Source organism: Poseidonocella pacifica (genome assembly GCF_900111875.1).
Lineage (GTDB): Bacteria > Pseudomonadota > Alphaproteobacteria > Rhodobacterales > Rhodobacteraceae > Poseidonocella > Poseidonocella pacifica.
Map to the genome: position 1 here is coordinate 216,233 of NZ_FOJU01000004.1, position 24,816 is coordinate 241,048.

Consider the following 24,816-nt stretch of genomic DNA (forward strand, 5'->3'; position numbering starts at 1 on the left):
CCATGCGCTATTGGCTTTTCAAGTCCGAACCCTCCACCTGGAGTTGGGATGACCAGATGGAAAAGGGCGATGCCGGCGAAGAATGGGACGGTGTGCGAAACTATCAGGCCCGCAATGCGATGCGAGAAATGTCCAAGGGTGATCGCGGGTTCTTCTACCACTCCCAGAAAGAAAAGGCCGTAGTTGGGATCGTTGAGGTGATTGCAGAGGCGCACCCGGACAGCACGACCGACGATGATCGATGGGACTGTGTCGATATCCGCGCAATAGCGCCGTTCAAAGTGCCGGTTACGTTGGACCAGATCAAGGGAGAGCCCACATTGTCGGACATGGTGCTGGTGCGCAATTCGCGCCTCTCGGTCCAGCCGGTGAGCGAGGACGAATGGCGACAGATCTGTGTGATGGGCGGAATGCCGGCGGACTCCTGACGTTCCAAAACGCTGGAGCAACTGTCTCAGGCCGGAATTGGGAGGGGCTTACGCACTAAATTTTCGGCGGTCAAAACTCAGCAACGCGTCGGGATGTCCTCGGCGGAGAAACCTAGCGCTCTGATAGGTGTCTGGAAAAGAGAAGGGCCCCAGCCGTAAATCGACCGAGACCCTTCGCCACCCCACGTGCTCCCAAGCACCACACGTGTTCTATGAAAAGTCCCGGCCATCCTGGCCAGTCGAGAATTGGATACCTCAAGACGCGCCATCCGCCAAGTAAGATATAGGCGCAATTCTAGGTTAAACCTTTGAGTAACCTTTGAAATCTCGGTCTACGCCCAATCGTGATCAACCGTAGACGCTTTCCTTGCCGAAATTCTTGGTAAGGATGTAATAGATCACCGCGCGGTACTTATTCCGTTCTGAACGGCCATAGGTCTCAATCGCGCTCTCGATCCCTTGCATGAGTTCTGGACCGTCGGACAAGCCGAGCTTTTTGATGAGGAAGTTCTTCTTTACGGTTTCGAGTTCCTCGGGCTGCGAGGATGCGACGGTCGAGGCGTCGGAGTCATAAATCGATGGGCCACAACCGATGGTGACCTTCCGCAGAAGCTCCATGTCCGGCTCCATCCCGCATTTCTCACGCAGGTCCTCGGCATATTTCTCGATAAGATCGTCGCGTTTTCCCATGGTTTCTCTCTCCGCTGTCAATGCGCGCGCTTCGCGCCTGTTCTTATTTGGTGAACATTCTTAGACAAATTTGCGTGATTGAAGAAAGAAAAAACACGGCCTTTACGAACCCACTCATTATTAACGTAACGTAAGATGGCGCGAATTGGCGCAGCGCCCTGCCTAACGCTACGGGTTCGGCCAAAGCGATTTGGAAGTGCTAGGTCAGGGCTGTGCAGTAAGGCTTGGGGATTACCCGCGCTGACCTCTGCGCGCGGGTACGATCTGCTGCAAGATCCCGGCGGAGGCGAGGTAGAGGGACGTTCCAACAAGCCCCCAGGTTGCCCAGCTTTCGGGATGGAAGGAGACCCAAGCCGCCCATCCGGCGAAGAAGGTCCACGCCAATGCCACCGGCAAGGAGATCATCCGCCAGCGCTCTGTCCGCACCGGATGGATGAATTTGAGCGGCAAGAACATCGCGATCGACAAAAGCGCCACGAGGCCAAGAATGACCCAGAAGTTCGGCTCGACGGCGAACATGACGATTACGAACATGTTCCAACACCCCGGAAAACCGGAAAAGGAGTTGTCCTTTGTCTTCATGCGGCAATCACAGAAATACATGGCGCTGGCGTAGGTGATCACAATGATCGCAAGCCACCCCGTCCAACCGGGCAACAGACCTGATTGGAAAAGCGCAAAGGCCGGGATGAACACGTAGGTCAGATAATCGATGATGAGATCGAGCAGAACGCCGTCGAAGATCGGGGCATTCGTTTTCACATCGTACCGCCGCGCAAGTGGCCCATCGATGCCGTCCACGAAGAAGGCAACGACGAGCCAGAGGTACATCATAGCCCAGTCTTCCTGGGCGGCCTCAAGCATGGCGAGCATGGCAAAGACGGCACCGGTCGCAGTCAGGAGATGAACGGCGAGAGCTTTTGAAACAACGGTCATTTGCCTGTCATGGCGTAACATGTGGAGCGATGCAATCAGGCTTTGGGGTGAGCTTGGGTATAGACCTCCATCAGCCGCGCCGTGTCGACGGCAGTGTAGGTTTGCGTCGTTGAAAGGGAGGAATGGCCCAGCAACTCCTGTATCGCGCGCAAGTCGCCACCCGCCGAAAGAAGGTGGGTGGCAAAGCTATGGCGCATGGCGTGCGGCGTTGCCGTAGCAGGAAGCCCCAGTTGAAGCCGGGCGGCTTCCATCACCTTCTGGATTAGTCGTGGGTTCAGGGCGCCACCGCGTTTACCGCGAAACAGCGGCGCGTCCGCCGTCAGGTCAAAAGGACAGAGCTTTTGGTAAGTTGCGACGGCCTCGCGGGCCGGGGCGATCACTGGAACGATACGCTCCTTGCCGCCCTTGCCCCGGATTCGAAGCGTATCACCGAGCGGGGCCGCAGCGCCGTTGAGGCTGAGCGCCTCTGAAATCCGAAGTCCGCAGCCATAGAGGAGGGTCACGACAGCGGTGTCGCGCGCGCCAATCCAAGGCGTCTCGGATTGCACTTCGACGCGTTCAATCATCTCGGAGGCCGCATCGACACTGAGCGGACGGGGAAGCTTGGCCTTGAACCGGGGCGCGCGTGTCGAGAGGATCGCGGTCGCGTCAAATCCCTCGCGCTCGGAGAGCCAACGGTAGAAGGATTTCACCGCAGAAAGTCGTCTGGCCAGTGACCGCGCGCCAATTCCGTCTGCGCGCTCATGCGCCATCCATGCCCTGATCTCGGATAGGTTCACATCTCCCAAGGCCGCAAGCCCTTGGGGGCCGCCGCGATGCTGGCTGATGAACCCAAGATACCGAGCAACGTCGTGCCGATAGGCGGTTATTGTGGTCTCCGGCGCATTCTTGAGCGCGCGTTGACTATCCAGCCAGTGATGCAGCGCATCGGTTGCGGCAGGAGACCCGTCGATCACGTGAGCCAGCCGCGGATTTGCCGCGCGGCTACGCCAGCAAAGAACTCCAGCAAATCTGTCGCCTGTTGCGGGGCAAAGGTTTGGGGATCCTTGGCGCCCAGTACCAGAAGGCCGGGGTGCCGCCCGCCCCCGAAATCGAGCAGCATGCAGGCCTCCGAGCGAATATCTTCGCCAGCATCCCCGTAGATGACCGACAGCCCCTGTTCGACAGCGCGCAGTTTCACAGGTTTGTCCCCTCCGCGCGCGCCTGAGAGGTATTGATGAACAAAGCCGAGCGGCGCCACAGCAAGCACATTCTCCGCCAAGGCAATCTCCGGTGTGGGGGCTTCTGGATCGCGTTCCAGCAAGATACGTACCGCATCGACCCGCAGCGTTTCCGCGACGTCCCCGGAAAGCGCGGAGAGGAAGCCCTCCATGCTTTCAGGGTCCAGAAGCCGCAGGATGGCGCGGTGAATCTGGTGTGTGCCAGCAAGGTTTTCATAGGCGGCGGCAATGACCGAGCGATGTGTATCCTCAAGTCGATCCAGACGCGCCTCTAGCCGCTCCATGGCAAGGCCGCGCATGTCGACGACGTTGCGCCCGCGCTGGCTCTCACTCGCATCGACGAGGGCCTTCATCAGGTTTGTGTCATCAAGGATTTCGTCAGGGTTCTTCAGAAGCCGGTCGCGCAAGGACTGATCTATCACAGGGGTACTGGTCATGTTTGCCTCGTCCATTTTCCGCGCAGCCTATCAAAGTGTACCCTGCCGCCAATACGAAAAACCCGCGCGCCGGGGATGCGGCGCGCGGGCGTGGCTTCTGTGCATGTCGGTTGGATCAGACGATCTTCTGACCCGTCTTGGCCCAATCCGCGAGGAACGTCTCAAGCCCCTTGTCGGTCAGCGGATGCGCAGCCAGCGCCTTGATCACGCCCGGAGGGGCCGTGATCACATCGGCCCCGATGCGCGCGGACTCGGCTACGTGGTTCACCGTGCGGATGGATGCCGCAAGGATTTCCGTATCGAAGGCGAAGTTGTCATACACCGTACGGATGTCGGCGATGAGGTCCATCCCGTCGACGTTGATGTCGTCAAGACGCCCGATGAACGGCGAGATGAACGTTGCGCCGGCCTTTGCCGCCAGGAGTGCCTGGTTCACGGAGAAGCACAGGGTCACGTTGACCATGAGACCGTCCGAGGACAGCACCTTGCAAGCCTTGAGGCCGTCCCAAGTAAGGGGAACCTTGACCGTGATGTTATCAGCGATCTCGGCCAGCTTGCGGCCTTCGGTGATCATCACATCGGCTTCGGTGGCGACGACTTCCGCGCTGACCGGACCGTCGACAAGGTCGCAAATCGCCTTGGTGACTTCGCGAATGTCGCGACCGGATTTCAGGATGAGCGACGGGTTCGTCGTGACCCCGTCCACCATGCCGAGATCATTCAACTCGGCAATCGCGTCGATATCTGCAGTGTCTACGAAGAACTTCATGAAAGGTGCCCTCTGACTGGAATTCCTTGGCGCCAGCGTGTAGCCCATAGCGGCACATCCATAAACCCCAAACCGGCAGGAGGCCGCCAACCCTTGTTCTTTGACGAAGGTCAGCGCGTTGCCGTCCTGACGGCCCAGCCCCTTGGCCGGCCGCTGGATTACCTTGCGCCAGCGGGGGGGTGTCACCAAGGGGCCTACGTGGAAGTTCCGCTTGGACCGCGCAAGGTTCTTGGCGTGGTTTGGGGGGAGGGCGCAGGGGATTTCGACATCGCAAAGCTTCGTGCGGTGATTCGGGTACTCGACGCGCCGCCGATGCGCGAGGAGATGCAGAGCTTCCTCACCCGTGCTGCCGACTACACACTGACCCCGATGCCCGCCATGCTGCGTCTGGCGACGCGCGCGCCGGGTCTTGGCCTTCCGCCGTCGATGCGCCGGATCTATCGGCGGGGGGAGGGGCTTCCCGAACGGATGACCGATGCGCGCCGCAGGGTTATTGAGACGCTGGAAAATTACGGCGGTCTTGCCTTCACGCTCAAGGAATTGGCTGAGATGTCCGGTGTTTCGACCGGTGTGGTCAAGGGATTGGTCGAAAACGGGGCAGTCCGAGAAGAGGAAAGCCCGCGCGATTTGCCATTCCCCCGACTCGACGCGGATCACGCGGGCAAGCGACTCGCCGAGGATCAGGATGCCGCGGCGGCGCGGCTGCGCGAGGGGGCGGCTGCGCGCCGGTATGGCACCACCCTGCTGCGGGGCGTCACCGGGTCAGGCAAGACCGAAGTGTATCTGGAAGCCGTGGCCGAGACGTTGCGGCAAGGGCGGCAGGCGCTCGTCCTTTTGCCCGAGATCGCCTTGACCTCTGAATTCCTCACTCGTGTGGAGGCCCGTTTCGGCGCGCGTCCCGCCGAATGGCACTCGGGCGCGACGATGACGGAGCGGCGCCGGATCTGGCGGATGGTTGCCGAAGGGAACGCGCAGTTTGTGGTCGGCGCCCGGTCCGCGCTTTTCCTGCCGTTTCAGGATCTGGGGCTGATCGTGGTCGATGAGGAACATGACACCTCCTACAAGCAGGAGGAGGGCGTGCTCTACAATGCCCGCGATATGGCAGTGCTGCGCGCGTCGATCTGCGATGCGCAGGTCGTTCTGGCCTCTGCGACGCCGTCGTTGGAAAGCTGGGCGAACGCGGAGGCGGGCAAGTACACCCGGTTGGAATTGACCTCCCGCTTTGGCGAAGCGGTCATGCCGGAGATGCGTTCAGTCGACATGCGGACGGAATCGCTCCCGTCCAATCGCTGGATCTCGGACGTGTTGCAAAACGCCGTCCGCGCCCGGGTGGAGCGGGGAGAGCAAGCGCTTTTGTTTCTCAACCGCCGTGGCTATGCGCCCGTTACCATTTGCCGTGCCTGCGGGCACCAGATCGGGTGTGATCACTGCGACGCGCGTATGGTCGAACATCGGTTTCAGAACCGGCTCGTCTGTCATCAATGCGGCGAGAGCAAGGCCAAGCCGGAACGGTGCCCGTCATGCGAGGCCGAAGACAAGCTGGCCGCCGTGGGGCCGGGGGTGGAGCGGATGGCCGAAGAAGCAACCGCCCTGTTTCCCGAAGCGCGCATAGCGACACTGAGTTCCGATCTCTTTGGATCTGCGCGGGCGCTCAAGCAGCGGATAGAGGAGATTGCCGCCGGGGGCGCGGATGTCATCATCGGAACCCAGATCGTGGCCAAGGGGCACAATTTCCCCAACCTCACCCTGGTGGGGGTCATCGATGCGGACCTTGGCTTGCAGGGATCGGATCTACGGGCCGCTGAACGCACGTTCCAACTCATGCGCCAAGTGGCGGGGCGGGCCGGGCGCGGGGCACGTCAGGGGACGGCCATGCTTCAGACGTATCAACCGGAACACGCCGTGATCCGTGCAATCCTGTCGGGGGACGAGGAAGCGTTTTGGCGTGCGGAGGCGGCTGAGCGGCAACAAGCGGGGATGCCGCCCTATGGCCGCATGGCGGGAATCATCCTAAGCGCGAGTGATGTGCAGCAGGTGTTCGATTTCGGAAGCGAACTCGCCCGCCGAGACGGACCGCTGCGCCGGATCGGGGCACAGGTGTTTGGCCCGGCGCCCGCACCCATCGCACGCATTCGCGGACGCCACCGGGTGCGCCTTTTGGTCAAGGCGGCGAAGGGAGCGCCATTACAAGCCGCTTTGACGGCGTGGCTTGCTCAATTCAAACTGCCCGGCGATGTGCGGCTTGCCGTCGATATAGACCCGCAAAGCTTCTTCTAGGCCACAAAACAAAAGGACGGCGCAAATGCGCCGCCCCCTTATGACGTCGAACTGACTAATCTATCAGTCGGTGCCGGTTGCCGGAGTGGCGGAGACATCACTGGATGTCGCAGCGACGGTGATCGCAGCAAAGACACCGCCGATGGCCAATGGTGCGGCGAAAGTTGCTCCAAGCGCAGCCAGTCCCCCCAGCCCGGCCGCTGTTGCGCCACCTGCTACTGCGCCGCCTGCTGTTACGCCTACGCCGCCTGCGCTGCCTGCTCCTACTGGGACAGCTCCACCGGTTGTCTGCGTGCTGATGAACGGATCTGCGACGGGTGCTGCGTTGTCGGCCATGGCCGGGGCAGCGGCGATTGTGGATGCTGCGAACGCGGCAAGAACGAGCTTTTTCATTACGTCACTCCAGTTTGGATAACATGGGCGCGCAGCCCACTCCCATACAAAGGAGCACGTTTATAGCGCTTGTCCAAGGGTAAAATGCCAAAGCCGGTCAAATGCGCGGCAGTTTCCCGGAGGTTGCGGCAAAAACACAATCTAACTGATCTGCTCAGACTTCTTCGGCGGCAATTTGTTTGTGGCCGGCATCGCGCGCCACGCAGGACATGATGAGCGCACGCAGGGCGGTTTCGTCCCGGGTATCGATCGCGCCGCGCAGCGCTTTGATGATCTGCGCGATCTCCAGTTCGGAGATATAGGATTCCTGTGCGCGCAGGATCTTGGGGTGCGGCGTGGTGAGCATATCGCTCCCGATCAGCAGTTCTTCATGGAGCTTTTCACCACGACGCAACCCGGTGATCTGTACTTCGATATCGCCATGGGGATTTTCCGCATTTCGAATCGTCAGCCCGGCGCCCTCGATCATCTGATGGGCGAGTTGCCGAATGGGCACCGGCGCGCCCATGTCGAGCACAAAGACATCTCCACCACGCGCGAACGATCCCGCCAAAAGCACAAGACGCACCGCCTCGGAGATGGTCATGAAATAGCGGGTGACCTCTTCGTGGGTGAGCGTGACGGGCCCGCCACGGCCGATCTGTTCCTCAAAGAGCGGAATGACCGAGCCGCTCGACCCGAGGACATTCCCGAAGCGAACCATGGAAAAGCGCGTTTGGCTGGAGCGGGTGGCCAGATCCTGCACCAGCAGTTCCGCCAGCCGTTTTGAGGCACCCATGACACTCGTCGGACGGACCGCCTTGTCGGAGGATACGAGAATAAAACGTTCCACTCCCGCTTCGCGCGCGCAATCGGCGACAACCTTCGTGCCGAATACGTTGTTGCGTACGCCCTCAATGGCGTTGCTTTCGACCATGGGCAGGTGCTTGTAGGCAGCCGCGTGGAAAACCACGTCGACCCGCTCCCTCTCCAACGCCTTGCGCACCAGCCCCTCTTCGGCGATCGAGCCGAGAACGGTGGAAACACCAAGGCTTGGGCGCAGCTCTGCCAGTTCGCGTTCAATGGTGTAAAGCGCGTGCTCGCTGTGGTCGATCAGGACAAGTCGTGCCGGGCCGCAGTTGGAAAGCTGTCGGCAAAGCTCGGCCCCGATGGAGCCGCCGGCCCCGGTGATCAGAATGCGCTTGCCGCGATAGGTCTCCGTCGCACCGGGAAGCTCCTCGTCCAACCGGCTGCGGCCAAGAAGTTCGGTCAGATCGACGGCGGGACCAGCCGCAATCTGGCTTCCGCTGACGACGAGTTCCGCGAAGGAGGGAATGTCCTGCACCTCACAGCCCAAGCGGCGCAATTTGCGTGTGATGCGGGCACGGGTCGGGCGGCTGGCGGATGGGATTGCGATCACCACAAGGTCGATCTGTAGCCGTTCGATCAATTCGCCAAGCTTCGCGGGGGAATGGACCTTGAAGCCACAGATTGTGCGACTCTGGAGGGTCGGACTGTCATCCACAAAGGCGATTGGAACGACAGCATGGTCGGAGCGCAGCGCCGTGGCGAGTTGTTGCCCGGTCTGGCCCGCGCCGTAGATCAGAACCCTGTCGCGCGGCTTGCCGGTATCATAGATCCGCTGCACCACATGGCGAAGCCCGACACGCGCCGCGACCGACCCAACCAGATACAACAATCCGAAGATCGGGAAAATTCCGGGAGGGGCGCCAATGTCGCTCACGATGGCGACCATACCCATGCCGAGGGTCAGGATGACCGCCACAAGAGCGGTTTCGTTCATGCCGTGCGCTTCGTAGGCATTCAGCTTCATCGCGTGCAGCCCGGTCGCGAAGGACAAGGCAAGCCCCGCGGGAAGAAGGATGCTCAGATCGAAGACATAACCACTTGGGGTCGGTGTTGCGCTCATTCCTCCTGCGAGGATCAGATGCGCGAGACCATAGGCCAGAGCGATACATACTGCGTCGAGAGATAGAAAGATGGCCTGTTTCTGACGTTCTTTCAATCTGATGCAAAACTCGTAAAGCATCCCCAGCCCTTATTTCCGCCACAAAAATGGCGACATACTTTTCAATCTGACTTGGGCAATTTACCACCCTGCTCAATCAATCAGCAGTAGAGGATAAGCCTGCGCGCGTCGATAGCGGTTGCTCGTAAAAGGAGAGTTTGCTGCGACAGCATTGCATTTTTGCCCAGATTATCGACGCCGTTTCCCGACGGCCCGCAAAGTCTGCAGCAGGATGACCATATCCCAGCATAGTGTACGGTTGTCGCGGTAGAGAAGGTCAAGCTTGGCCTTGGGCGGTATGCAGCGCCGCGTATAGACCGCTTCGGTTTCTTCGGCGGTTCGGCACTCATCAAGCAGGCGGCTCTCGCGGTGATGCAGCAACAGGGTCGCAAGCCCGGTCACGCCCGGGCGCGCGCGCAGCACTTCCCCATAAAGCTCCGGGAACATCTCGGTATAGCGGCGTAGCGGAGGGCGGGGCCCGACAAAGCTCATGTCACCTTTCAAGATGTTCAAGAGTTGGGGCAGCTCATCAAGACGCGCCTTGCGCAGCCTGGCCCCTGTCGGGGTGATCCGCGTGGCCTTGTCTCCTCCGGAAACCCCGGTATCCCCTTCCGCCGAACTCATGGTTCGGAATTTCAAAAGCGTAAAGGGGTCTGAGGGTGTGCGCATCCGCTCTGAGGGGTAGAGCACAGGGCGACCATCGCGCAGAAGGATGAGCAGCGCGATCACGCACATGACCGGCGCGAGAGGGACGAGTAGAAGGAGCGCAAGGGCGATATCGGCGACGCGCTTGGCGGGGGTCATTGCGACAACTCCTGCCACTCCGCGATCAGGGTCGCAGGATCATCCGCAAGGGAGAGACCGGGAAGGAGAGACGCGAGACGGCTGGTACAGATCGTGGCCTGTTGAACGCCGCTGCCCGGGGCAGGTCTCCATGTCCAGCTGCGCCCGGCAGACAAAAGCAAGGCATCCATGTGAAGGGGGCGAGGCGCCGCGAGGTTGAGGACAGGCGGAAGCGCAGTGGGCGGCTGCTTCGTCAATCTGACAAGTGCGGACGAGAGCCCGACGGGGGAAATATAGCTTCGCAATGGTCCGCGCCCGTCTGGGAACTGATCGAGGGTGGCGGGCCGAGTGCCCTCTAGGGCCGCCCTAAGACTGTCGCCCCCCACCACATTTCCGAGCCGCAGTGCCACATGGCATGCCGGGCCGCGAAGGCCGTGTAGAACACGCTCCATTTCCAGTTTGGCAAGCCCATAAGCGCCCGATTGGCGCAAGGGAGCCTCTTCCGTAGCGGGGCGCTCTGTTGGGCCGTAGACGGCTGCACTCGAGAAATGAAAGACGGTCTTCGCTCCGATTCCGGCCGCGATCCGCCCCGCTTCTTCTGCGAGTGAAGCATTCATCTCAAGGGCGTCGGTCGTCCCGGATGTTACCCCCCAGAGTGCAACTATTGCATCGGCTTGCGGCAGTCGTGCAGTGTCATCCCCCGGGTGCCAGAGTACGCCCTCCGGCGGGGCGGAGCGGCGATACTGGTAAATGGGGTCGATGCCGGTCGCGCCGCGGGACCACGCTCGGCGCAGGAATGTGCCAAGTCGCCCCGAGGCCCCGAGAATCAGAACCCGGGTCATTCGCCCGCCAGAAGAACCGCCTCGACACGGCGATTCTGTTCGCGCCCTTCCGGGGTCGCGTTAGAGGCGTAGGGCGACAGCAGGCCGACCCCACGCGCGGTTACTTGCTCCGCCGCCACATCGTAGCGTTGCAGCAATCGCGCACGGACGGCTTCTGCACGGCGGCGCGACAAGGCGGTATTGGCGTCGATTGACCCCACGCTGTCGGTATGCCCCACAAGCGCGATCCGCCGAACGGGGTCTTGGTTGAGGTAGCCTGCCAAGGTCTCAAGGGAGCGGAGCTTTCCTTCTCCGAGTTGCGTCCCGCCGCTTTCGAAAACGAGATCCGAGAGAACGACATGCCCATTCCGGCGCAGAAGGGCGATGACGTCTCCGCCAGGTGCCGGAGTTTCCGGGTTCTCCGCGACCTCTATCGCTTGGGATGGGTCATCCGGGGGGCTGACCGTCACAATCTGAAGGTAAAGCCGTTCCGGGGTTCGGCTGACCAGCAGGGTCGCGGCGCTCCGCATACTCGTGTTTCGCATGGCCAGAAATCGAAAGGTGCGAAGGTTGACGATCATGTCAGGGGGCCGCGCGACCTCTATGCCAAACCTGAAGTCGAAGCCCCCACATGCCGTGGCAGCGCAATCAAAGATCGTTTCGTATCCTTCGGCCCCAAGCTGCGCCTCGATCCCCCGCAGGAGGGGCAGAAGCGCGGTTTGCGCGCGCGGCAACTGCCAGACTTGGCGAAGGATATTGCCATCCACGGGCTCTGTGGGAACGACGCCGTTCTTGGCCGTGCCGGTGGGCAGCATATAGCTGCCAGGGCTGCGGCGCACCTCTTCGACGAGTTCGGCCCCTGCGGGAAGGTCAAGCGCCGCCGTCGCCCCGCCAAGGAAGATGAGCACGAGAGCGAGGCGATGCATCATGGCGCACACCGGTAGTGGTATCCGCCGACGACCTCTAGACCCATCGCGGCGTAGAGCGCGTTGGCGGGAGTGTTCGCGCGGGTTACGGCGAGGCCCAGCTCTGTTGCACCGTGACTGGCGGCCCAGTTGGCGGCTGCGGTCAACATGGCCCGACCCACCCCCTCGCGACGATGATCGGGGGCCACTTCGAGCGCATGCAGCATCACCAGAGGGCCATCGAGGGCGGCAAAGGCCACAGCCGCGGCGCGATTCCGGTTGCGCCCGAAAAGGTAGGTCTTGGGGCCTTTGGCCCGCGCCATGACGGCCATGCGTTCCGGCCCGATACCGCCCGCACTCCAAAGGCGCAGCATGATGGACAGCGGTTCTTCGAGGTCGAAGACGCAGAGCGGCGGAAGGTCTGCGCAAAGTTGTGATACCGGGGCGGCATAGAGCGCGACTGGATCAACGCAGGCGTAGCCCTTTGCCTCTAGCTGCCCGTCCAAATCGCCTTCGGAGCCATTCAACATGAAGAGGGCACGCTGGCCTATCGCCGCCATGGCTGTTTCTGCGGCGTGTATCGCGGCCTCGTCCACCGGCCGCGTGGCCGAACAGGAGCTTACCCGTTTCCCACCACCTTGGCCCTCACGGAGGACCCATCCATCACCATGATGCACCGCTGCGGGCGGCCATGTGGCCTCCATCGCGCGCATCCATTCGTCGGCTGACGTCATTCGGCAAAAAGAAGTGCAAGGTCGGAAATCGCTGCGTCCACCTTTGCACCGATCATCCCCCGGACGACGATATTCGCGCCAAAGGCCCCGTCCTGTTGGAACGGGTAAGAGCCGATGGAAACGTCGGGATGCGCGGCGGCGATCTCTGCGAGGGGTCCGGCAATGTCGCCTTCCCCCCGCGCGACGCGCAAGGTTTGGGAGAGGAGCGGCTCACCCCCCGTGAGGGTTGGCAAGACACTGGCGACCATGGCCTGAAACACCGAAGGGACGCCGGCCATCACGTGAACATTGCCAAGGGTGAAACCGGGCGCGATGCTTACTGGGTTCTCGATAAGGGTCGCGCCGTCGGGAATACGGGCCATGCGAAGGCGCGCCGCGTTCAACTCCCGCCCCGTGGTCTCATAGTGTTTGGCGAGCAAGGCGCGGGCGTCTTCGCGCACGTCGATCGGCGCGCCGAAGGCATCGGCAATCGCGTCCGCGGTAATGTCATCATGGGTCGGGCCGATCCCCCCCGAGGTCACGACGGTATCATAGGCCGCGGACAGGGCGCGCACCGCTTCAACGATCGCGTCGTGGCGATCGGAAACGATACGGACCTCCTGAAGGTCGATCCCGGACTTGGTCAATTCGCCCGCGAGGAAATGCATGTTGGCATCCCGGGTGCGGCCAGAGAGGATTTCATCTCCGATGACGAGCATCGCGGCGGTGGGGTTTGGCATGACGGCTCCTTGCGTGGATCGCTCTGGCAGGTATAGGGCCTGCCCATGCTGTTTCAAACCCCGCTCGTACCCGCGCGGCTGCTTCGCCGCTACAAGAGGTTCCTCGCCGACTGCCTTCTTGATGACGGACGCGAGATCACGGCGCATTGCGCCAATCCCGGCAGTATGATGGGCCTCGCTGATCCGGGAACGCGGATTTGGCTCGAACCAAATGATGATCCCAAGAAAAAGCTGAAATGGGGCTGGCGTCTGGTCGATCACGAGAACGGGCACTTCACCGGCGTCGATACCTCCGTTCCGAACCGGGCGCTTCGTGGGGCGCTGGAGGCAGGGCAGGTTCCGGGGCTGGAGGGGTATCACAGCGTTCGGCCCGAGGTGCGGTATGGCACGCGGAGCCGGATCGACTTCCTTCTCGAAGACGCGGAGCGGCCGCCGGCCTATGTCGAGGTCAAGAGCGTGACCCTCTCCCGTCAGCCCGGCCTTGCCGAGTTCCCCGATAGCGTGACGGCCAGGGGTGCCAAGCATCTAGAAGAGCTGGCAAAGGTTGCGCAGTCAGGCAATCGCGCGGTTATGCTTTACCTCGTCCAGCGTACGGATTGCAGCCACTTTTCCCTCGCCTCAGATCTGGACCCGGCGTATGCGGCGGCCTTTGAGGTTGCACGAAGCGCGGGTGTCGAGGTCTTGGTTTTCGACACGAAACTCAGCCCGGAGGGCGTCTTTCTGGGGTCTACGCTGCCGTGCAGCACCTGAACACTGGCGCTTTGACGGTTTTATGCTTAAGTAGGCCCCGTCAAAGGGAAACCGTTGCGCGAAACCGGGAATAGCGTCGTGAACGATCATCATATGGGCCGCCTGACCAAAGACGGCATCAGAATACACCAGACAGAAGACTTCGCCGGTATGCACCGTGCGGGGAAACTGGCCGCGCATATCCTCGATCAGATCGCCGGTGATATCGTGCCCGGAGCGACGACAGCCTCGATCGACAAGCGTATCGAGGAGATGATCGTGGATGCGGGAGCAACCTCCGCGACGATCGGGTACAAGGGGTATCAGCACGCCAGTTGTATCAGCGTCAACCACGTCGTCTGTCATGGGATCCCCGGGGAAAAGACGCTCAAGGATGGTGATATCCTCAACATCGACGTGACGGTGATTGTCGATGGCTGGTTCGGGGATACGTCGCGGATGTATGTCGCGGGCAAGCTCTCCCGCAAGGCGGAGCGGCTTATTCAGGTGACGCATGATGCGCTGATGCGCGGGATTGATGCCGTACGTCCGGGCATGACCTTTGGTGATATCGGCCACGCGATTCAGACCTATGTCGAGGCGAACCGCATGAGCGTCGTGCGTGATTTCTGCGGTCACGGGCTGGGGCGGGTATTCCACGCGCCGCCCAATGTCTTGCATTATGGTCGCCCCGGTACCGGGGCAATCCTCGAAGAGGGTATGTTCTTCACCATCGAGCCCATGGTGAACCTCGGGCGCGCCGAGACAAAGGTGCTGTCGGATGACTGGACGGCGGTGACGCGCGACAAGAGCCTTTCGGCGCAGTTCGAGCATTCGGTTGGCGTGACAGCGGACGGAGCGGAGATATTCACACTCTCCCCCGCTGGAACATTCCACCCGACATACTGAGCGACAAGTTCCCTATTCAGTGAACCGCCAGAGCGCGGGGAGGAAGCGGAAGGCATCGCCATCCCGTGTGACATGCCCTACGCCCGGAAACGGGAAATGATACCCCAGTATCGTCACGCGGTCCGCCGCCGCTCGGTCTAGGAGTGCAAGGCGGGTCGCTACCGTTTGATCCCCATCCATGTCGAAGCCGTTCACCCAGTCGGGATGGGCAAAGTTCATGTGGGCATGGGTCATAGCATCGCCGAGTGCGATGAGTTCCTCGCCGCCGCTCGCCACATGGATACTCATATGGCCGGGCGTATGTCCGGGGCTGGACAGCATTGAAATTCCGGGGGCGATCTTGTGACCTTCATCCGCCAGTGCCCACTGTAGCCCCTCTGCCTGGATCGAATTGACTGCTCCGACAACGAATTGCTGCATCTCGTCCGGCACACGAGAGACAAGCCCATCCTCCGTCCAGAAGTCGTGTTCGGCCCGTCCCATGATGTATTCTGCATCCGGCAGGATCGGTTCGTCGAAATCGTCCCGGATGCCCCAGATATGATCGGGATGCGCATGGGTGACGACGACATGGGTGATGCTTGACGGATCGATGCCTGCATTTTCCAGATTGGCAAAGAGGCGACCGGCCGTCGGCAAGAAGCGGTTCCCCGACCCGAGATCGACGAGCACACGCGCCTTACCCAATTCGATCAACAGGTGATTGGTGTGTGAATACTGCGTTTCCGGGGAGAGGAAATGTTGCTCCAGAAACCGCCGAACGTCTTCGGGATCGGCATTCACGCCAAGGCCGGACGCGGGCAGCGCAAGGTATCCATCCGAGATCACGGTAAGGTTTGCCTCGCCAAGGCTGAAGCGAAAATGGGCCGGGTTGTCCGTCTCTGGCGCCCCGAGCGCAGACGCGGGGCGAAGGGCGGGGAGCACGAAGCCCGGTGCGAGGGCAGCGAGCCGGAGAAGATCACGGCGTGAGGGCTTGAGGATCGGCATCACGGTCTCCCATTCAATATTTTGAATGCAAGACTAGCCACAGGATGCCCTTTCGCCAATGGTCTATCCGGCATGTGGCAAAACACCGCTTGCATCGGGGCGCGGGATTTGCACCCTTGGGGCCGTCCCGGTGCCACCACAGGCGCCCCATAAGGAGGACTTTGCGTTGAAGACGCTTCTGACGGCCGCTGCGATCACCCTAACCGGTCTCATGGCCATCCCCGCCACGGCGCAGGAGGTAACTCTCCGGTTTCAGCATTTCGTTTCGCCCAATTCGGCAAACCCCAAGTACTTCATCGAACCTTGGGCCCAAAAGGTCGAAGAGGAGAGCGAGGGCCGCATCAAGGTGGAGATCTATCCCTTCATGCAACTCGGCGGGTCCGCGCCGAACCAGTATGACCTCGTGCGTGACGGCGTCATTGATGGGGGCTGGGTCATTCCGGGGTATCAGCCCGGTCGCTTCCCCGAGGCGGAGGCAATGGAACTGCCCTTTATGACCAGCAAGTCCGGCGAAGAGGCCAGCACTGCCGCCTGGGATTTCACGCAGGCGCATCTGATGGATGATTTCGCGGACGTCCACCTCATCGCGGCGCATATGCACGGCCCGGGAATCGTTCACAAAAAAGGCCCCCCGGTCGAAGAAGTGTCTGATTTCGACGGGCTGAAACTGCGCGGCCCCTCACGGCCCGCCACACTGCTTCTCAAGAAGCTCGGCGCGACGCCCGTCGGCATGGCCGTACCGGCCTTCCCCGAAGCGCTGGCGCGCGGCGTGGTTGATGGTGGGGTGATCACATGGGAAATGGCGCCCTCCCTCAAACTCGATGAGCTGACGGACAGCCATACGGATGTTGCTGGGGATCGGGCGCTCTATAATCTCTATTTCGTATGGGTCATGAACAAGAAGGTCTATGAGGGCCTGCCCGATGACCTGCGCGCTGTGATCGACGCAAATTCCGGTCGCGAAACCTCAGCCTGGGCTGGCAAGGCGCATGATCTGGGCGATCGTGATGGCCATGCCGTGATGGAAGCCGATGGTAACGCCATCACCGAACTCAGCCCGGAGGTCACCGAAGAGATCAAGGCACTCGGGGCCGAGGTGACGCAGGACTGGATCGCCGAGATGACGGAGCGGGGGCTCGACGCCCAGACACTCTATGATGATGCCAAGGCGGCCGTCGAGGCGGTTGAAGCCGAGTGAAACAACGGGTCGGCCCTAGTTGGCCGGCCCGTCCCCATGGCGCAGGAAGGTGAAGCTGGTATCCCCGTAACGGCGGTGATCGAGCATCTCAAACCCCTCCGGTGCGGGCTGCTGCGCATTTTCTTCCCAGATTACCAAGGCTCCGGGTGCAAGCCATCCACCCGCCGAAGCCGCCCCGAGGGCGCGCGCGCCGAGGTCCTTGCCGTAAGGTGGATCGAGAAACACCAACGTTGCCAGAGCGCCGTCATTCTTGGGTAACCGCGTGGCGTCGCGGCTCAACAGGCGGGCGTTTTCGAGCCGCAGTCGCTTGATGTTGTCGAGGATGAGCTTTTGCGCGGCGCGGCCATCGTCAACGAAAGTCGCGTGGACAGCACCCCGTGAGAGGGCCTCCAGCCCAAGCGCACCCGTTCCTGCGAAGAGGTCCAGGACGACGGACCCTGAGAGCGTGCCGAACTTGCCTGCAGCGAGCACGTTGAACAGGGTTTCGCGCAGACGGTCCGTTGTGGGGCGGAGATGCGCGGCGGGATCGCCCTTTCCGACCGCTGCGAGGCGATGCCCCCGATATGCGCCCGCGATGATCCTCATGCCTTCAACAGGGCCTTCAGGTCAGTTTCCGGGTCGGACACGACGTGAGGGTCAACGGTTTTTCCGCCTTCGATCAAACGCTTGCCGACCATATAGGCGCGCGGGTCATTGATTGCGTCGATGGCAAGAAGCCGAGGCCCCGCGAAGTACCAGAAGGAGATCGTGCCAGCCGCGCCCTGCCGCGTGACGATCCTGTCGTACCCCGCTCCCAGACCGGCAATCTGGAGCTTGGCATTGTATTGATCGGACCAGAACCACGGCTTTGGCGAATAGACCCGCTCCGCCCCAAGGATGTTGTCGGCCACGCATTCGGCCTGATCGATGGCGTGGCCGACGGATTCAAGGCGCATCCGGCGGTTTTCCTGCGGGAAGGAGGCGCAATCCCCGGCGGCCCAGATATTCGGGTCCGAGGTCCGGCCAAATGCGTCGGTTGCGATCCCGTCGTCGAGGTCAAGATCCGCCGACTTGGCCAGCCGTGTTTCCGGCTCGATCCCGACGCCGACGATCACGACATCGACGGGAATCTGCGTGCCATCCGTCAACTTGGCTGAACTGACGCGCTCGTCTCCGACGAGTCGCGATAGGCCCACGCCTTCCCGCAAATCGACGCCATGCTCTTGATGTAGCTTGCGAAAATAGTCCGCTGTTTCGGGGGCCGCGACCCTGTTCAGGATGCGGTCGGCCATTTCCACGAGGGTGACCGACAATCCCGATTTCACCAGAACCGCCGCGGCCTCCAGCCCGATATACCCGCCGCCGACCACGAGAGCGCGGCGCCCGGGGCGGACTTCGGGGGCGAACCGTTTGACGTCGGCGAGGGTGCGGACCGTGTGGACCCCGCCGAGATCGCCGCCGATGCTGGCAGGCAAACGGCGGGGCCGGGAGCCGGTGCACAGGACCAGAGTTTCGTAAGCCATGCGGCGATCCCCGGCCACGATTTCGCGTGCGGACCGGTCGATTTCCGTCACTTCGGTGCTGAGGATCAGGTCGACATCATTTTCAGAATAGAAGCTGTGGGGGCGCAGATATAGACGTTCTTCTTCCATCTCCCCCAACAGGTAGGCCTTGGAGAGGGGTGGGCGCTGATACGGGGGGACGGGTTCGTCGCCGATGAGGGTCAGCGCGCCGTCATACCCACCGCGCCGCAGGCGGGCGACAAGGGATGTTGCGGCCTGTCCGCCTCCGACGATCACGATTCCGCCCATCTCTGCTTCCTTTTCCTGTGGCTCCAAGCCATGAGGAGGCTATATCGGGCGCAACTGGAAACGCAAACCAAAGGGATGTGCCATGAGCATTTCACAGGGCGACAAACTGCCCGACGCGACGCTGGTCGCTATGGGAGACGACGGGCCGCAGGAGGTCGCGCTTGCGGCACGGCTCAAGGGGCGCAAGGTGGTGCTTTTCGCAGTGCCGGGTGCCTTTACCCCCACCTGCCATTCGGCGCATATGCCGAGCTTTATCCGTACGAAAAAAGCCTTTGATGACAAGGGTGTGGATGAGATCATCTGTATCGCCGTGAACGATCCCTTCGTGTTGGATGCATGGGGTGAAGCCACCGGGGCACATGAGGCGGGGATCGCGCTTCTGTCCGATCCTCAGGGTGCCTTTACCAAAGCGATCGGCATGGAGTTCAGCGCAGAGCCGGCGGGCCTTATCGGACGGTCGAAACGCTATGCGATGATCGTCGAGGATGGCGTCGTGGCGTCCTTCCACCCGGAGGTGGAGCGGGGGACCTGTGAGATCTCGGGGGGCGAGGCGCTTCTGGCGGCTCTCTGAGGGGTTAACGCGGCGAGCGGCCATCCGGTCGCCGCGGGGCCGAATCGATGCTCCGCGCCTTTGTTAACAGGGCCGGAGGGCCGTTTCGGGTCGTATGACCTGCGTATGACTCGTGTATGACATTTGTATGACTCCCCGTGCACCGCGGGCCGGATTAACGGCCCGCGCGCTGGGTGGTCAGGGGGTCGCCTCGGGGGCGGCGGTCTTTTCCACGACGAGAGTGCGGGTCGGATAGGGGATCTGGATCCCGTTGGCGTCGAAGGCATCCTTGATCTGCCGGGTCAGATCGAACTTGAGGTTCCACAGGTCGTCGGCCTTGCACCACAGACGCAGGGTGAAATCCACGGAGCTGTCGCCCAGATTGGTCAGCTTGCAGAAGGGCTCCGGCGCGGGCAGGACACGGTCATCGGCGTTGATCAGGCTCCAGAGGACTTCTTCGGTTTTCTTCAGATCGCTGTCATAGCCGACCCCGATCACAAGATCGCAGCGGCGCGTGGGGAAGTGCGAATAGTTCTTGATCACGTTGCCCCAGACCGTGCCGTTGGGAAGGATCACCTGCACGTTGTCGACGGTGGTCAACTCCGTATTGAAGAGCGAGATGTTGGAAACGGTGCCACTCTCGCCGCCTGCCTCGACGAACTGGCCGATTTCCAAGGGGCGGAAGGCAACGAGCATGACGCCGGAGGCAAGGTGGCTGAGCGTGCCTTGCAGGGCGAGACCGATGGCAAGACCGGCGGCACCGATCAGGGCGGCAAGCGAGGTCGTCTCTATCCCGAAGCGGTTCAGAACAAAGATCAGCGCGAGGACGAGCACCCCATAGCGCGCGACGTTGCCGAGGAAGCTGGCCAGCGTCATGTCGAAATGGCGGCTGCGTTCGCCAACGCGCAGGATGCGGCGGCGGATCCAGCCGCTGACGATCAGGGCGACGATCAGGATCACCAGTGCGTAGATCGCGTTGACGATCACGTCACGCACGATTTCCAGCTTGTCCCAGTTATCGTCCACGAAGGCCCAAGCGGCCTGATACTGCTGTTCCATAGGCATCCCTCTCTATTGAGAAGAGGCGCCGCGAAGGGCGCCTCTGCTGGGTCACTGTGCTAATTCGGAAGGCCGGGATGTCAACCCGGGCTCATCCCCCGAAGCCGTTCGGATCGGCGGCGCAGCATCTCGACCGAGGCCAGAAGCAGGATCGAGATTCCGACGAGGATGGTCGCGGCGGCGAGGATCGTCGGGCTGATCTGTTCGCGCAGGCCGGTGAACATCTGCCACGGCAGGGTTTGAAGTTCGGCGGAGCCGAGGAAGAGCACCACGACCACCTCATCGAAGGAGGTGATGAAGGCGAAGAGCCCGCCCGAGATCACGCCGGGTAGGATGAGCGGCATCTGAACCCGGAAAAAGGTGGTGATCGGATCGGCGCCCATATTGGCCGCAGCGCGGGTAAGCGAGCGATCGAAGCCCACCAGAGTCGCGGTCACGGTGATGATCACGAAGGGAATGCCGAGCACCGCATGGGCCAGCACGACGCCCCAGTAGGTGCCGACAAGGCCGATCTTGGAGTAGAAGAAATACATCCCCGTGGCCGAGATGATCAGGGGCACGATCATCGGAGAGATCAGAACCGCCATGATCACCCGGCGGCCGGGCACGTGGCTCTGGCTGAGGCCGATGGCGGCGAGTGTGCCGAGCGAGACGGAGATCAGCGTCGCCACCGGTGCGATGCGCACCGAGTTCCAGACCGCGGTCGTCCATTCGGGGTTGGTCAGGAAGTCGCGGTAGTGCTTGAGCGAGTAGCCTTCGGGATCAAGGCGCAGCATCTCTGGCGTGAAGGTAAAGAAATTCTCCGCGTTGAACGACAGCGGGATGATCACGAGGATCGGCGTGATGAGAAAGACAAAGATCGCCCCGGCGATCACCCGGAACGCATAGTGCCAGAGCACCTGTCCCGGTGTGAGGTAGGGCACGAGGTGGGCGCGGTAGCGGCCGCTGGCCAGCCAGAAGATCACCCAGCCAAAGAACCAGCCCGTCAGGGCGCCGATGATCCCGCCCATCAGACCGCCAAAGAGCACCCCGCCGATGGCGAAGGCCACGATGGTCACCCAACGGGCGGGTTTGTCGGGAACGCTGTCATGCATGAAGACGAAGGTCAGCGCGGCGGCGAGGACTGCCCCGACGACGACCCCGAGAGGGGCGGAGCCCTGCGCGGTTCCGACAAAGAGCCCGGCAAGCGCGCCAAAGGCGGCGACGGTCGGACCGACGAAGGAATAGGGGCGGGGTATTGCAGGTGTGAGTGCCATGTTCTTACCCCAGCTTCACGTTGTCGATGCCCACGATCCGGTCGTAGGCCCAATACAGGATCAGGACGACCGCAAAGAGGATGGTGCCAAGCGCGGCGGCCAGCCCCCAGTTGAGCGAGGAGGAGATGTGATAGGCGATACGGTTCGAGATGAACGTACCGGTGGTGCCACCCACGATCTCGGGGGTGATGTAGTAGCCGATCGCGAGGATGAAGACGAGGATGGAGCCCGCGCCGATCCCCGGCACCGACTGCGGGAAATAGACCCGCCAGAAGGCCGTCCAGTTCGTGGCGCCCAGCGATTTCGCGGCCCGCACGTAGGTTTGCGGGATGGTCGACATCACCGAATACATCGGCAGGATCATGAACGGCAGCAGGATATGCGTCATGGCGATGATGGTGCCGAGTTGGTTGTTGATCATCACGAGGCGCGAGGCGTCGTTCACGATCCCGAGCCAGACGAGCGTATCGTTGATGACACCCTGTTGTTGCAGCATGATCTTCCACGCCGAGGTCCGCACGAGGAGCGAGGTCCAGAAGGGCAGGAGCACCAGGATCATCAGCAGGTTCGCGCTGCGCATCGGCAGGTTGGCGAGCAGCCATGCCACCGGATAGCCCAGCATGACGCAGGACAGGGTGATCGCGAGACTCATGAACATGGTGCGCTTGAAGAGGATACCGTAGAGCCGCTCATTGTCGGGCCGGAATTCCGCACCATCGGGGGTCTTTTGCATGTCGACGGCATTGAGGAAGTAGCCCGTGGTATAATCCGGGCTGTACATGTTGATCGTTTCCCACACGTCGGGGGAGATCCACCCTTCGTCCAGTTCGGCGAAACCTGCGCGGAAGTCGATCGGCGGCAGGGCCGTGACGGCCTCCTGCGCGGCGCGAAGGGCATCGGCTTGCGGACCCTGATAGCCGGAGAGATCCGCGGACCGCAGATCCTGCGCCAGTGCCACATAGACCGCTTCCCACGGCTCTTCCTCGACAACGATGTCGCCTTCCTCAATGGCGGTGAAGAGGGCAAAGGCGGTGTATTCGCGGGCCGTGGTGGGAAGAAGATCGGCGATCTGCTCGCCCGGCTCGAAGCCTATATCCCCGTTGTAGCTACTGCTGGAGAGGGCGGCGAGGCGGGCGCGCTGATCCAGCAGGAGATCATCCGCGCGCGGCCCTTCGCCAGTCATGAGCGCGTGCCAGAAGCCGCCATCTTCCCAACGGTCGTCGAGATCCTCGATGGTCTCCACGTGGGTTTCGCCAATGTCATCGACACCGCGCCCCGAAGAGCGGAAGAGCGACGACAGGCCCGTTTGTTCATAGTTGAGACGCGTGCCAAGCCGGGTGTGACGGCGCGCTTCAGCGGAGAGGAACAGATCGTAGTAGAGCGCCTCGAAGGTCGGGGCGGGGGGCTCATCGCTCTGGCCGTCCCACTCGTCCATGACGCGGGCGGTCAGGGGAATGGTGTTGCTGACGATGCGGTTTTCCACGGAGCGGAACAGCATGTCACCAATCGGCGCAATGAACGCCACGAGAACAAAGATCAGCAGCGGCGCGATCAGCCCCAGAGCGCGAAGCTTCTGGGCGCGAAGGGCGCGGCGCAGGGATTTCTTGAGGGGGGTGCCGTCGGCGGCAAGGACGGGGGCAGACTCATCAGCGGCGGTCGGTCCAGACGAGGCGGTGCTCATTCGGTGCCCTCCACAACAAGGATGACGCTCTCGGCGGTCTTGTACCGGATTGCGGCGACTTCCTGATATTCGGGGGAGTCATAAGCCGCCAAGGCGGCCTGAAAGCTGGGGAATTCGATGACGACGTGGCGCTGGAGCGTTTCGCCTTCCTTCACCTCGGCCTGTCCGCCGCGGATGATGAAACGTCCGCCCAGACCTTCGAGGATCGGCGTGTCGCGCTCGACATATTCCTTGTAGGCCTCCGGGTCGGTCACCGTGATATGTCCGATGATGTAGCCTTTTGCCATCTTATTCCCCTGTCTTAATGATCGCGGCGGAGCCTGAGGCCCCGCCGCGGTTCGTTTATTGTGCGAGCCAGGATTGGAACTTCGCGTCGATATCGTCGCGATAGTCCGCCCAGAACTCATAGTTGTAGAGCAAGGTGTTGCTTGCGTTCGCGGGGTCGGTCGGCATGTGCGGCGCCATGTCGATGCCCAGCTCGGCGTGCTGCCCTACAAGCGGTGCGGAGGATTGACGCGCGGGACCGTAGGAGATGTAGGCCGCCTGATCGGCGAGCCGCTGCGTGTCGGTCGAGAATCGCAGGAAGTCCATCACGCGGGCAAGGCGATCCTCGGGGAGGTCCGCCGGAACGATCCAGCCGTCGAGGTCAAAGACCTGCATGTCCCAGAGCATCTCGAAGGGCTGATCCTGCTCTTCGATCGCGGAGAACCAGCGACCGTTGTAGGAGGAGCCCATGACGATTTCACCGTCGGCGAGAAGCTGCGGAGGCTCGGCGGCGGCGGACCACCACACGACCTGATCCTTGATCGTGTCGAGCTTGGCGAGGGCCTGATCCTGACCTTCGGGCGTGGCGAGAACGTCGTAGATCTCATCCTTTTCCACGCCGTCGCAGTAGAGGGCCCATTCCATGTTGTTGATGGGGCGCTTTTCGAGCGCGCGCTTGCCCGGATAGGCTTCCATGTCGAAGAATGCGCAGATGGACGTCGGAGTTTCCGCGCCATCGGGCAGCAGGTCCGGGCGGAACGCGGCGGTGGTCGAATAAACGATCTGCGGGATGAAGCAATCGGAGACGATCAGGTCGCCGAAATCGTCCGAAGCATCTGTTCCGTCATCGGCCGGTGCAAGCACCTCGTCATGGTCGATTTCCAGCGCGAGGCCTTCGTCGCAAAGACGGATGGCGTCGGCCGCGACCACGTCCACGATATCCCATGTGACGTTGCCGGCCTCTTCCATCGCGCGCAGCTTGGCGACGGCTTCGTTGGACGACTCATCCCAGGACCAGGATACGTCCGGGTTCATTTCGAGGTAGGGCTCCACATAAGCCTTTTGCTGAGAAGCCTGGTAGGCACCGCCCCAGCTGACGCCGGTGACGCTGTCGGACATATCCTGCGCGGCGGCAATCCCGGCGGCCGCAACCGTCAGTGCCGTCGACGCCATCAGGGTCTTAGTGAGCATCATGTATTTCTCCCAGTTGAACCCGCTTGAAAAAGATCGGCATCGTGCCACGGGCCAAGCCGCGATACCCTTCCCCCGTGCC

General features: G+C 61.9%; 26 protein-coding genes. 6 read left to right on the forward strand and 20 right to left on the reverse strand.

Annotated features, from left to right (window positions below; all coding sequences use genetic code 11):
• Positions 1 to 2: 2 nt before the first annotated feature.
• A complete protein-coding gene (locus tag BM234_RS12990; protein ID WP_092065661.1) occupies positions 3 to 428 on the forward strand; it encodes an EVE domain-containing protein in 426 nt (141 codons plus the stop codon).
• A 348-nt stretch (positions 429 to 776) separates the two neighbouring features.
• On the opposite strand, the gene BM234_RS12995 is transcribed toward BM234_RS12990, so the two are convergent.
• From BM234_RS12995 to fsa, 5 genes are all read right to left on the reverse strand, one after another.
• Positions 777 to 1,118: a DUF2853 family protein gene (locus tag BM234_RS12995; RefSeq protein ID WP_092065663.1), complete on the reverse strand. Its 342-nt coding sequence runs from the start codon at positions 1,116 to 1,118 to the stop codon at positions 777 to 779.
• A gap of 231 nt (positions 1,119 to 1,349) precedes the next feature.
• Positions 1,350 to 2,054, reverse strand: a complete 705-nt coding sequence (locus tag BM234_RS13000) for a CDP-alcohol phosphatidyltransferase family protein (RefSeq protein WP_092065665.1) — start codon at positions 2,052 to 2,054, stop codon at positions 1,350 to 1,352.
• 35 nt (positions 2,055 to 2,089) lie between these two features.
• Positions 2,090 to 3,010 carry a tyrosine recombinase XerC gene (locus BM234_RS13005; protein ID WP_092065667.1) on the reverse strand — a complete coding sequence of 307 codons (921 nt, stop codon included), beginning with the start codon at positions 3,008 to 3,010 and terminating at the stop codon, positions 2,090 to 2,092.
• A complete protein-coding gene (locus tag BM234_RS13010) occupies positions 3,007 to 3,711 on the reverse strand; it encodes a DUF484 family protein (RefSeq protein ID WP_092066049.1) in 705 nt (234 codons plus the stop codon). The genes BM234_RS13005 and BM234_RS13010 overlap by 4 nt, the downstream gene beginning before the upstream one ends.
• Before the next feature lie 115 nt (positions 3,712 to 3,826).
• Positions 3,827 to 4,480 carry a fructose-6-phosphate aldolase gene (fsa, locus tag BM234_RS13015; protein WP_092065669.1) on the reverse strand — a complete coding sequence of 218 codons (654 nt, stop codon included), beginning with the start codon at positions 4,478 to 4,480 and terminating at the stop codon, positions 3,827 to 3,829.
• A 93-nt stretch (positions 4,481 to 4,573) separates the two neighbouring features.
• Between fsa and BM234_RS13020 the strand changes: the two genes are divergently transcribed.
• On the forward strand, positions 4,574 to 6,757 hold the full coding sequence (locus BM234_RS13020; RefSeq protein WP_092065671.1) for a primosomal protein N': 2,184 nt from the start codon (positions 4,574 to 4,576) through the stop codon (positions 6,755 to 6,757).
• Positions 6,758 to 6,820: 63 nt separating this feature from the next.
• Here the strand turns inward: BM234_RS13020 and BM234_RS13025 are convergent, their stop codons facing one another.
• From BM234_RS13025 to BM234_RS13055, 7 genes are all read right to left on the reverse strand, one after another.
• Positions 6,821 to 7,150, reverse strand: coding sequence for a hypothetical protein (locus tag BM234_RS13025; RefSeq protein WP_092065673.1), 330 nt, complete (start codon positions 7,148 to 7,150; stop codon positions 6,821 to 6,823).
• Between the two features lie 154 nt (positions 7,151 to 7,304).
• Positions 7,305 to 9,179 carry a polysaccharide biosynthesis protein gene (locus BM234_RS13030; RefSeq protein WP_092065675.1) on the reverse strand — a complete coding sequence of 625 codons (1,875 nt, stop codon included), beginning with the start codon at positions 9,177 to 9,179 and terminating at the stop codon, positions 7,305 to 7,307.
• Positions 9,180 to 9,347: 168 nt separating this feature from the next.
• A complete protein-coding gene (locus BM234_RS13035) occupies positions 9,348 to 9,962 on the reverse strand; it encodes a sugar transferase (RefSeq protein ID WP_092065677.1) in 615 nt (204 codons plus the stop codon).
• Positions 9,959 to 10,783, reverse strand: coding sequence for an NAD-dependent epimerase/dehydratase family protein (locus BM234_RS13040; RefSeq protein WP_092065679.1), 825 nt, complete (start codon positions 10,781 to 10,783; stop codon positions 9,959 to 9,961). The genes BM234_RS13035 and BM234_RS13040 overlap by 4 nt, the downstream gene beginning before the upstream one ends.
• On the reverse strand, positions 10,780 to 11,691 hold the full coding sequence (locus BM234_RS13045) for an OmpA family protein (RefSeq protein WP_092065681.1): 912 nt from the start codon (positions 11,689 to 11,691) through the stop codon (positions 10,780 to 10,782). The genes BM234_RS13040 and BM234_RS13045 overlap by 4 nt, the downstream gene beginning before the upstream one ends.
• Entirely contained in the window at positions 11,688 to 12,371 is a 684-nt protein-coding gene (locus BM234_RS13050; protein ID WP_245752637.1) for a GNAT family N-acetyltransferase, read from the reverse strand. The genes BM234_RS13045 and BM234_RS13050 overlap by 4 nt, the downstream gene beginning before the upstream one ends.
• A 26-nt stretch (positions 12,372 to 12,397) precedes the next feature.
• The gene (locus BM234_RS13055) at positions 12,398 to 13,120 is read right to left on the reverse strand and encodes a competence/damage-inducible protein A (RefSeq protein WP_092065685.1); all 723 of its coding nucleotides are present in this window, start codon (positions 13,118 to 13,120) and stop codon (positions 12,398 to 12,400) included.
• A gap of 45 nt (positions 13,121 to 13,165) precedes the next feature.
• On the opposite strand from BM234_RS13055, the gene sfsA reads away from it, so the two are divergent.
• Together sfsA and map are read left to right on the forward strand one after the other, a co-directional pair.
• A complete protein-coding gene (sfsA, locus tag BM234_RS13060) occupies positions 13,166 to 13,870 on the forward strand; it encodes a DNA/RNA nuclease SfsA (protein WP_092065687.1) in 705 nt (234 codons plus the stop codon).
• A gap of 93 nt (positions 13,871 to 13,963) precedes the next feature.
• Positions 13,964 to 14,758: a type I methionyl aminopeptidase gene (map, locus tag BM234_RS13065; protein ID WP_092066051.1), complete on the forward strand. Its 795-nt coding sequence runs from the start codon at positions 13,964 to 13,966 to the stop codon at positions 14,756 to 14,758.
• A gap of 12 nt (positions 14,759 to 14,770) precedes the next feature.
• On the opposite strand, the gene BM234_RS13070 is transcribed toward map, so the two are convergent.
• Positions 14,771 to 15,745 carry an MBL fold metallo-hydrolase gene (locus BM234_RS13070; RefSeq protein ID WP_092065689.1) on the reverse strand — a complete coding sequence of 325 codons (975 nt, stop codon included), beginning with the start codon at positions 15,743 to 15,745 and terminating at the stop codon, positions 14,771 to 14,773.
• A 166-nt stretch (positions 15,746 to 15,911) separates the two neighbouring features.
• Here BM234_RS13070 and BM234_RS13075 point away from each other — a divergent pair, with 166 nt between their 5' ends.
• Positions 15,912 to 16,943, forward strand: a complete 1,032-nt coding sequence (locus tag BM234_RS13075; RefSeq protein WP_342714720.1) for a TRAP transporter substrate-binding protein — start codon at positions 15,912 to 15,914, stop codon at positions 16,941 to 16,943.
• A 15-nt stretch (positions 16,944 to 16,958) separates the two neighbouring features.
• Here BM234_RS13075 and rsmD read toward each other — a convergent pair whose 3' ends face one another.
• Together rsmD and BM234_RS13085 are read right to left on the reverse strand one after the other, a co-directional pair.
• Positions 16,959 to 17,528, reverse strand: a complete 570-nt coding sequence (gene rsmD / locus BM234_RS13080; RefSeq protein WP_092065691.1) for a 16S rRNA (guanine(966)-N(2))-methyltransferase RsmD — start codon at positions 17,526 to 17,528, stop codon at positions 16,959 to 16,961.
• Positions 17,525 to 18,733: an NAD(P)/FAD-dependent oxidoreductase gene (locus BM234_RS13085; protein ID WP_092065693.1), complete on the reverse strand. Its 1,209-nt coding sequence runs from the start codon at positions 18,731 to 18,733 to the stop codon at positions 17,525 to 17,527. The genes rsmD and BM234_RS13085 overlap by 4 nt, the downstream gene beginning before the upstream one ends.
• A gap of 82 nt (positions 18,734 to 18,815) precedes the next feature.
• Between BM234_RS13085 and BM234_RS13090 the strand changes: the two genes are divergently transcribed.
• A complete protein-coding gene (locus tag BM234_RS13090) occupies positions 18,816 to 19,304 on the forward strand; it encodes a peroxiredoxin (RefSeq protein WP_092065695.1) in 489 nt (162 codons plus the stop codon).
• A 177-nt stretch (positions 19,305 to 19,481) separates the two neighbouring features.
• On the opposite strand, the gene BM234_RS13095 is transcribed toward BM234_RS13090, so the two are convergent.
• The 5 genes from BM234_RS13095 to BM234_RS13115 form a co-directional block, all read right to left on the reverse strand.
• Positions 19,482 to 20,342 carry a mechanosensitive ion channel family protein gene (locus BM234_RS13095; protein ID WP_245752639.1) on the reverse strand — a complete coding sequence of 287 codons (861 nt, stop codon included), beginning with the start codon at positions 20,340 to 20,342 and terminating at the stop codon, positions 19,482 to 19,484.
• Between the two features lie 80 nt (positions 20,343 to 20,422).
• Positions 20,423 to 21,598 carry an ABC transporter permease gene (locus tag BM234_RS13100; RefSeq protein ID WP_092065699.1) on the reverse strand — a complete coding sequence of 392 codons (1,176 nt, stop codon included), beginning with the start codon at positions 21,596 to 21,598 and terminating at the stop codon, positions 20,423 to 20,425.
• A 4-nt stretch (positions 21,599 to 21,602) separates the two neighbouring features.
• Entirely contained in the window at positions 21,603 to 23,279 is a 1,677-nt protein-coding gene (locus BM234_RS13105) for an ABC transporter permease (RefSeq protein ID WP_092065701.1), read from the reverse strand.
• Positions 23,276 to 23,566, reverse strand: coding sequence for a DUF1330 domain-containing protein (locus BM234_RS13110; protein WP_092065703.1), 291 nt, complete (start codon positions 23,564 to 23,566; stop codon positions 23,276 to 23,278). Before BM234_RS13110 ends, BM234_RS13105 begins: the two co-directional genes overlap by 4 nt.
• A gap of 55 nt (positions 23,567 to 23,621) precedes the next feature.
• Positions 23,622 to 24,737 (reverse strand): extracellular solute-binding protein, encoded by a 1,116-nt coding sequence (locus tag BM234_RS13115; RefSeq protein WP_092065705.1) that lies wholly within the window; start codon positions 24,735 to 24,737, stop codon positions 23,622 to 23,624.
• Between the last annotated feature and the right edge of the window lie 79 nt (positions 24,738 to 24,816).

Excerpts from the sequence above, each read along its gene's own strand:
- BM234_RS12990 (WP_092065661.1), top strand. The coding sequence starts at position 3 with ATGCGCTATTGGCTTTTCAAGTCCGAACCCTCCACCTGGAGTTGGGAT.
- BM234_RS12995 (WP_092065663.1), bottom strand. The coding sequence starts at position 1,118 with ATGGGAAAACGCGACGATCTTATCGAGAAATATGCCGAGGACCTGCGT.
- BM234_RS13000 (WP_092065665.1), bottom strand. The coding sequence starts at position 2,054 with ATGACCGTTGTTTCAAAAGCTCTCGCCGTTCATCTCCTGACTGCGACC.
- BM234_RS13010 (WP_092066049.1), bottom strand. The coding sequence starts at position 3,711 with ATGACCAGTACCCCTGTGATAGATCAGTCCTTGCGCGACCGGCTTCTG.
- fsa (WP_092065669.1), bottom strand. The coding sequence starts at position 4,480 with ATGAAGTTCTTCGTAGACACTGCAGATATCGACGCGATTGCCGAGTTG.
- BM234_RS13025 (WP_092065673.1), bottom strand. The coding sequence starts at position 7,150 with ATGAAAAAGCTCGTTCTTGCCGCGTTCGCAGCATCCACAATCGCCGCT.
- BM234_RS13030 (WP_092065675.1), bottom strand. The coding sequence starts at position 9,179 with ATGCTTTACGAGTTTTGCATCAGATTGAAAGAACGTCAGAAACAGGCC.
- BM234_RS13035 (WP_092065677.1), bottom strand. The coding sequence starts at position 9,962 with ATGACCCCCGCCAAGCGCGTCGCCGATATCGCCCTTGCGCTCCTTCTA.
- BM234_RS13040 (WP_092065679.1), bottom strand. The coding sequence starts at position 10,783 with ATGACCCGGGTTCTGATTCTCGGGGCCTCGGGGCGACTTGGCACATTC.
- BM234_RS13045 (WP_092065681.1), bottom strand. The coding sequence starts at position 11,691 with ATGATGCATCGCCTCGCTCTCGTGCTCATCTTCCTTGGCGGGGCGACG.
- BM234_RS13050 (WP_245752637.1), bottom strand. The coding sequence starts at position 12,371 with ATGGAGGCCACATGGCCGCCCGCAGCGGTGCATCATGGTGATGGATGG.
- BM234_RS13055 (WP_092065685.1), bottom strand. The coding sequence starts at position 13,120 with ATGCCAAACCCCACCGCCGCGATGCTCGTCATCGGAGATGAAATCCTC.
- sfsA (WP_092065687.1), top strand. The coding sequence starts at position 13,166 with ATGCTGTTTCAAACCCCGCTCGTACCCGCGCGGCTGCTTCGCCGCTAC.
- map (WP_092066051.1), top strand. The coding sequence starts at position 13,964 with ATGGGCCGCCTGACCAAAGACGGCATCAGAATACACCAGACAGAAGAC.
- BM234_RS13070 (WP_092065689.1), bottom strand. The coding sequence starts at position 15,745 with ATGCCGATCCTCAAGCCCTCACGCCGTGATCTTCTCCGGCTCGCTGCC.
- rsmD (WP_092065691.1), bottom strand. The coding sequence starts at position 17,528 with ATGAGGATCATCGCGGGCGCATATCGGGGGCATCGCCTCGCAGCGGTC.
- BM234_RS13085 (WP_092065693.1), bottom strand. The coding sequence starts at position 18,733 with ATGGGCGGAATCGTGATCGTCGGAGGCGGACAGGCCGCAACATCCCTT.
- BM234_RS13090 (WP_092065695.1), top strand. The coding sequence starts at position 18,816 with ATGAGCATTTCACAGGGCGACAAACTGCCCGACGCGACGCTGGTCGCT.
- BM234_RS13095 (WP_245752639.1), bottom strand. The coding sequence starts at position 20,342 with ATGGAACAGCAGTATCAGGCCGCTTGGGCCTTCGTGGACGATAACTGG.
- BM234_RS13100 (WP_092065699.1), bottom strand. The coding sequence starts at position 21,598 with ATGGCACTCACACCTGCAATACCCCGCCCCTATTCCTTCGTCGGTCCG.
- BM234_RS13105 (WP_092065701.1), bottom strand. The coding sequence starts at position 23,279 with ATGAGCACCGCCTCGTCTGGACCGACCGCCGCTGATGAGTCTGCCCCC.
- BM234_RS13110 (WP_092065703.1), bottom strand. The coding sequence starts at position 23,566 with ATGGCAAAAGGCTACATCATCGGACATATCACGGTGACCGACCCGGAG.
- BM234_RS13115 (WP_092065705.1), bottom strand. The coding sequence starts at position 24,737 with ATGATGCTCACTAAGACCCTGATGGCGTCGACGGCACTGACGGTTGCG.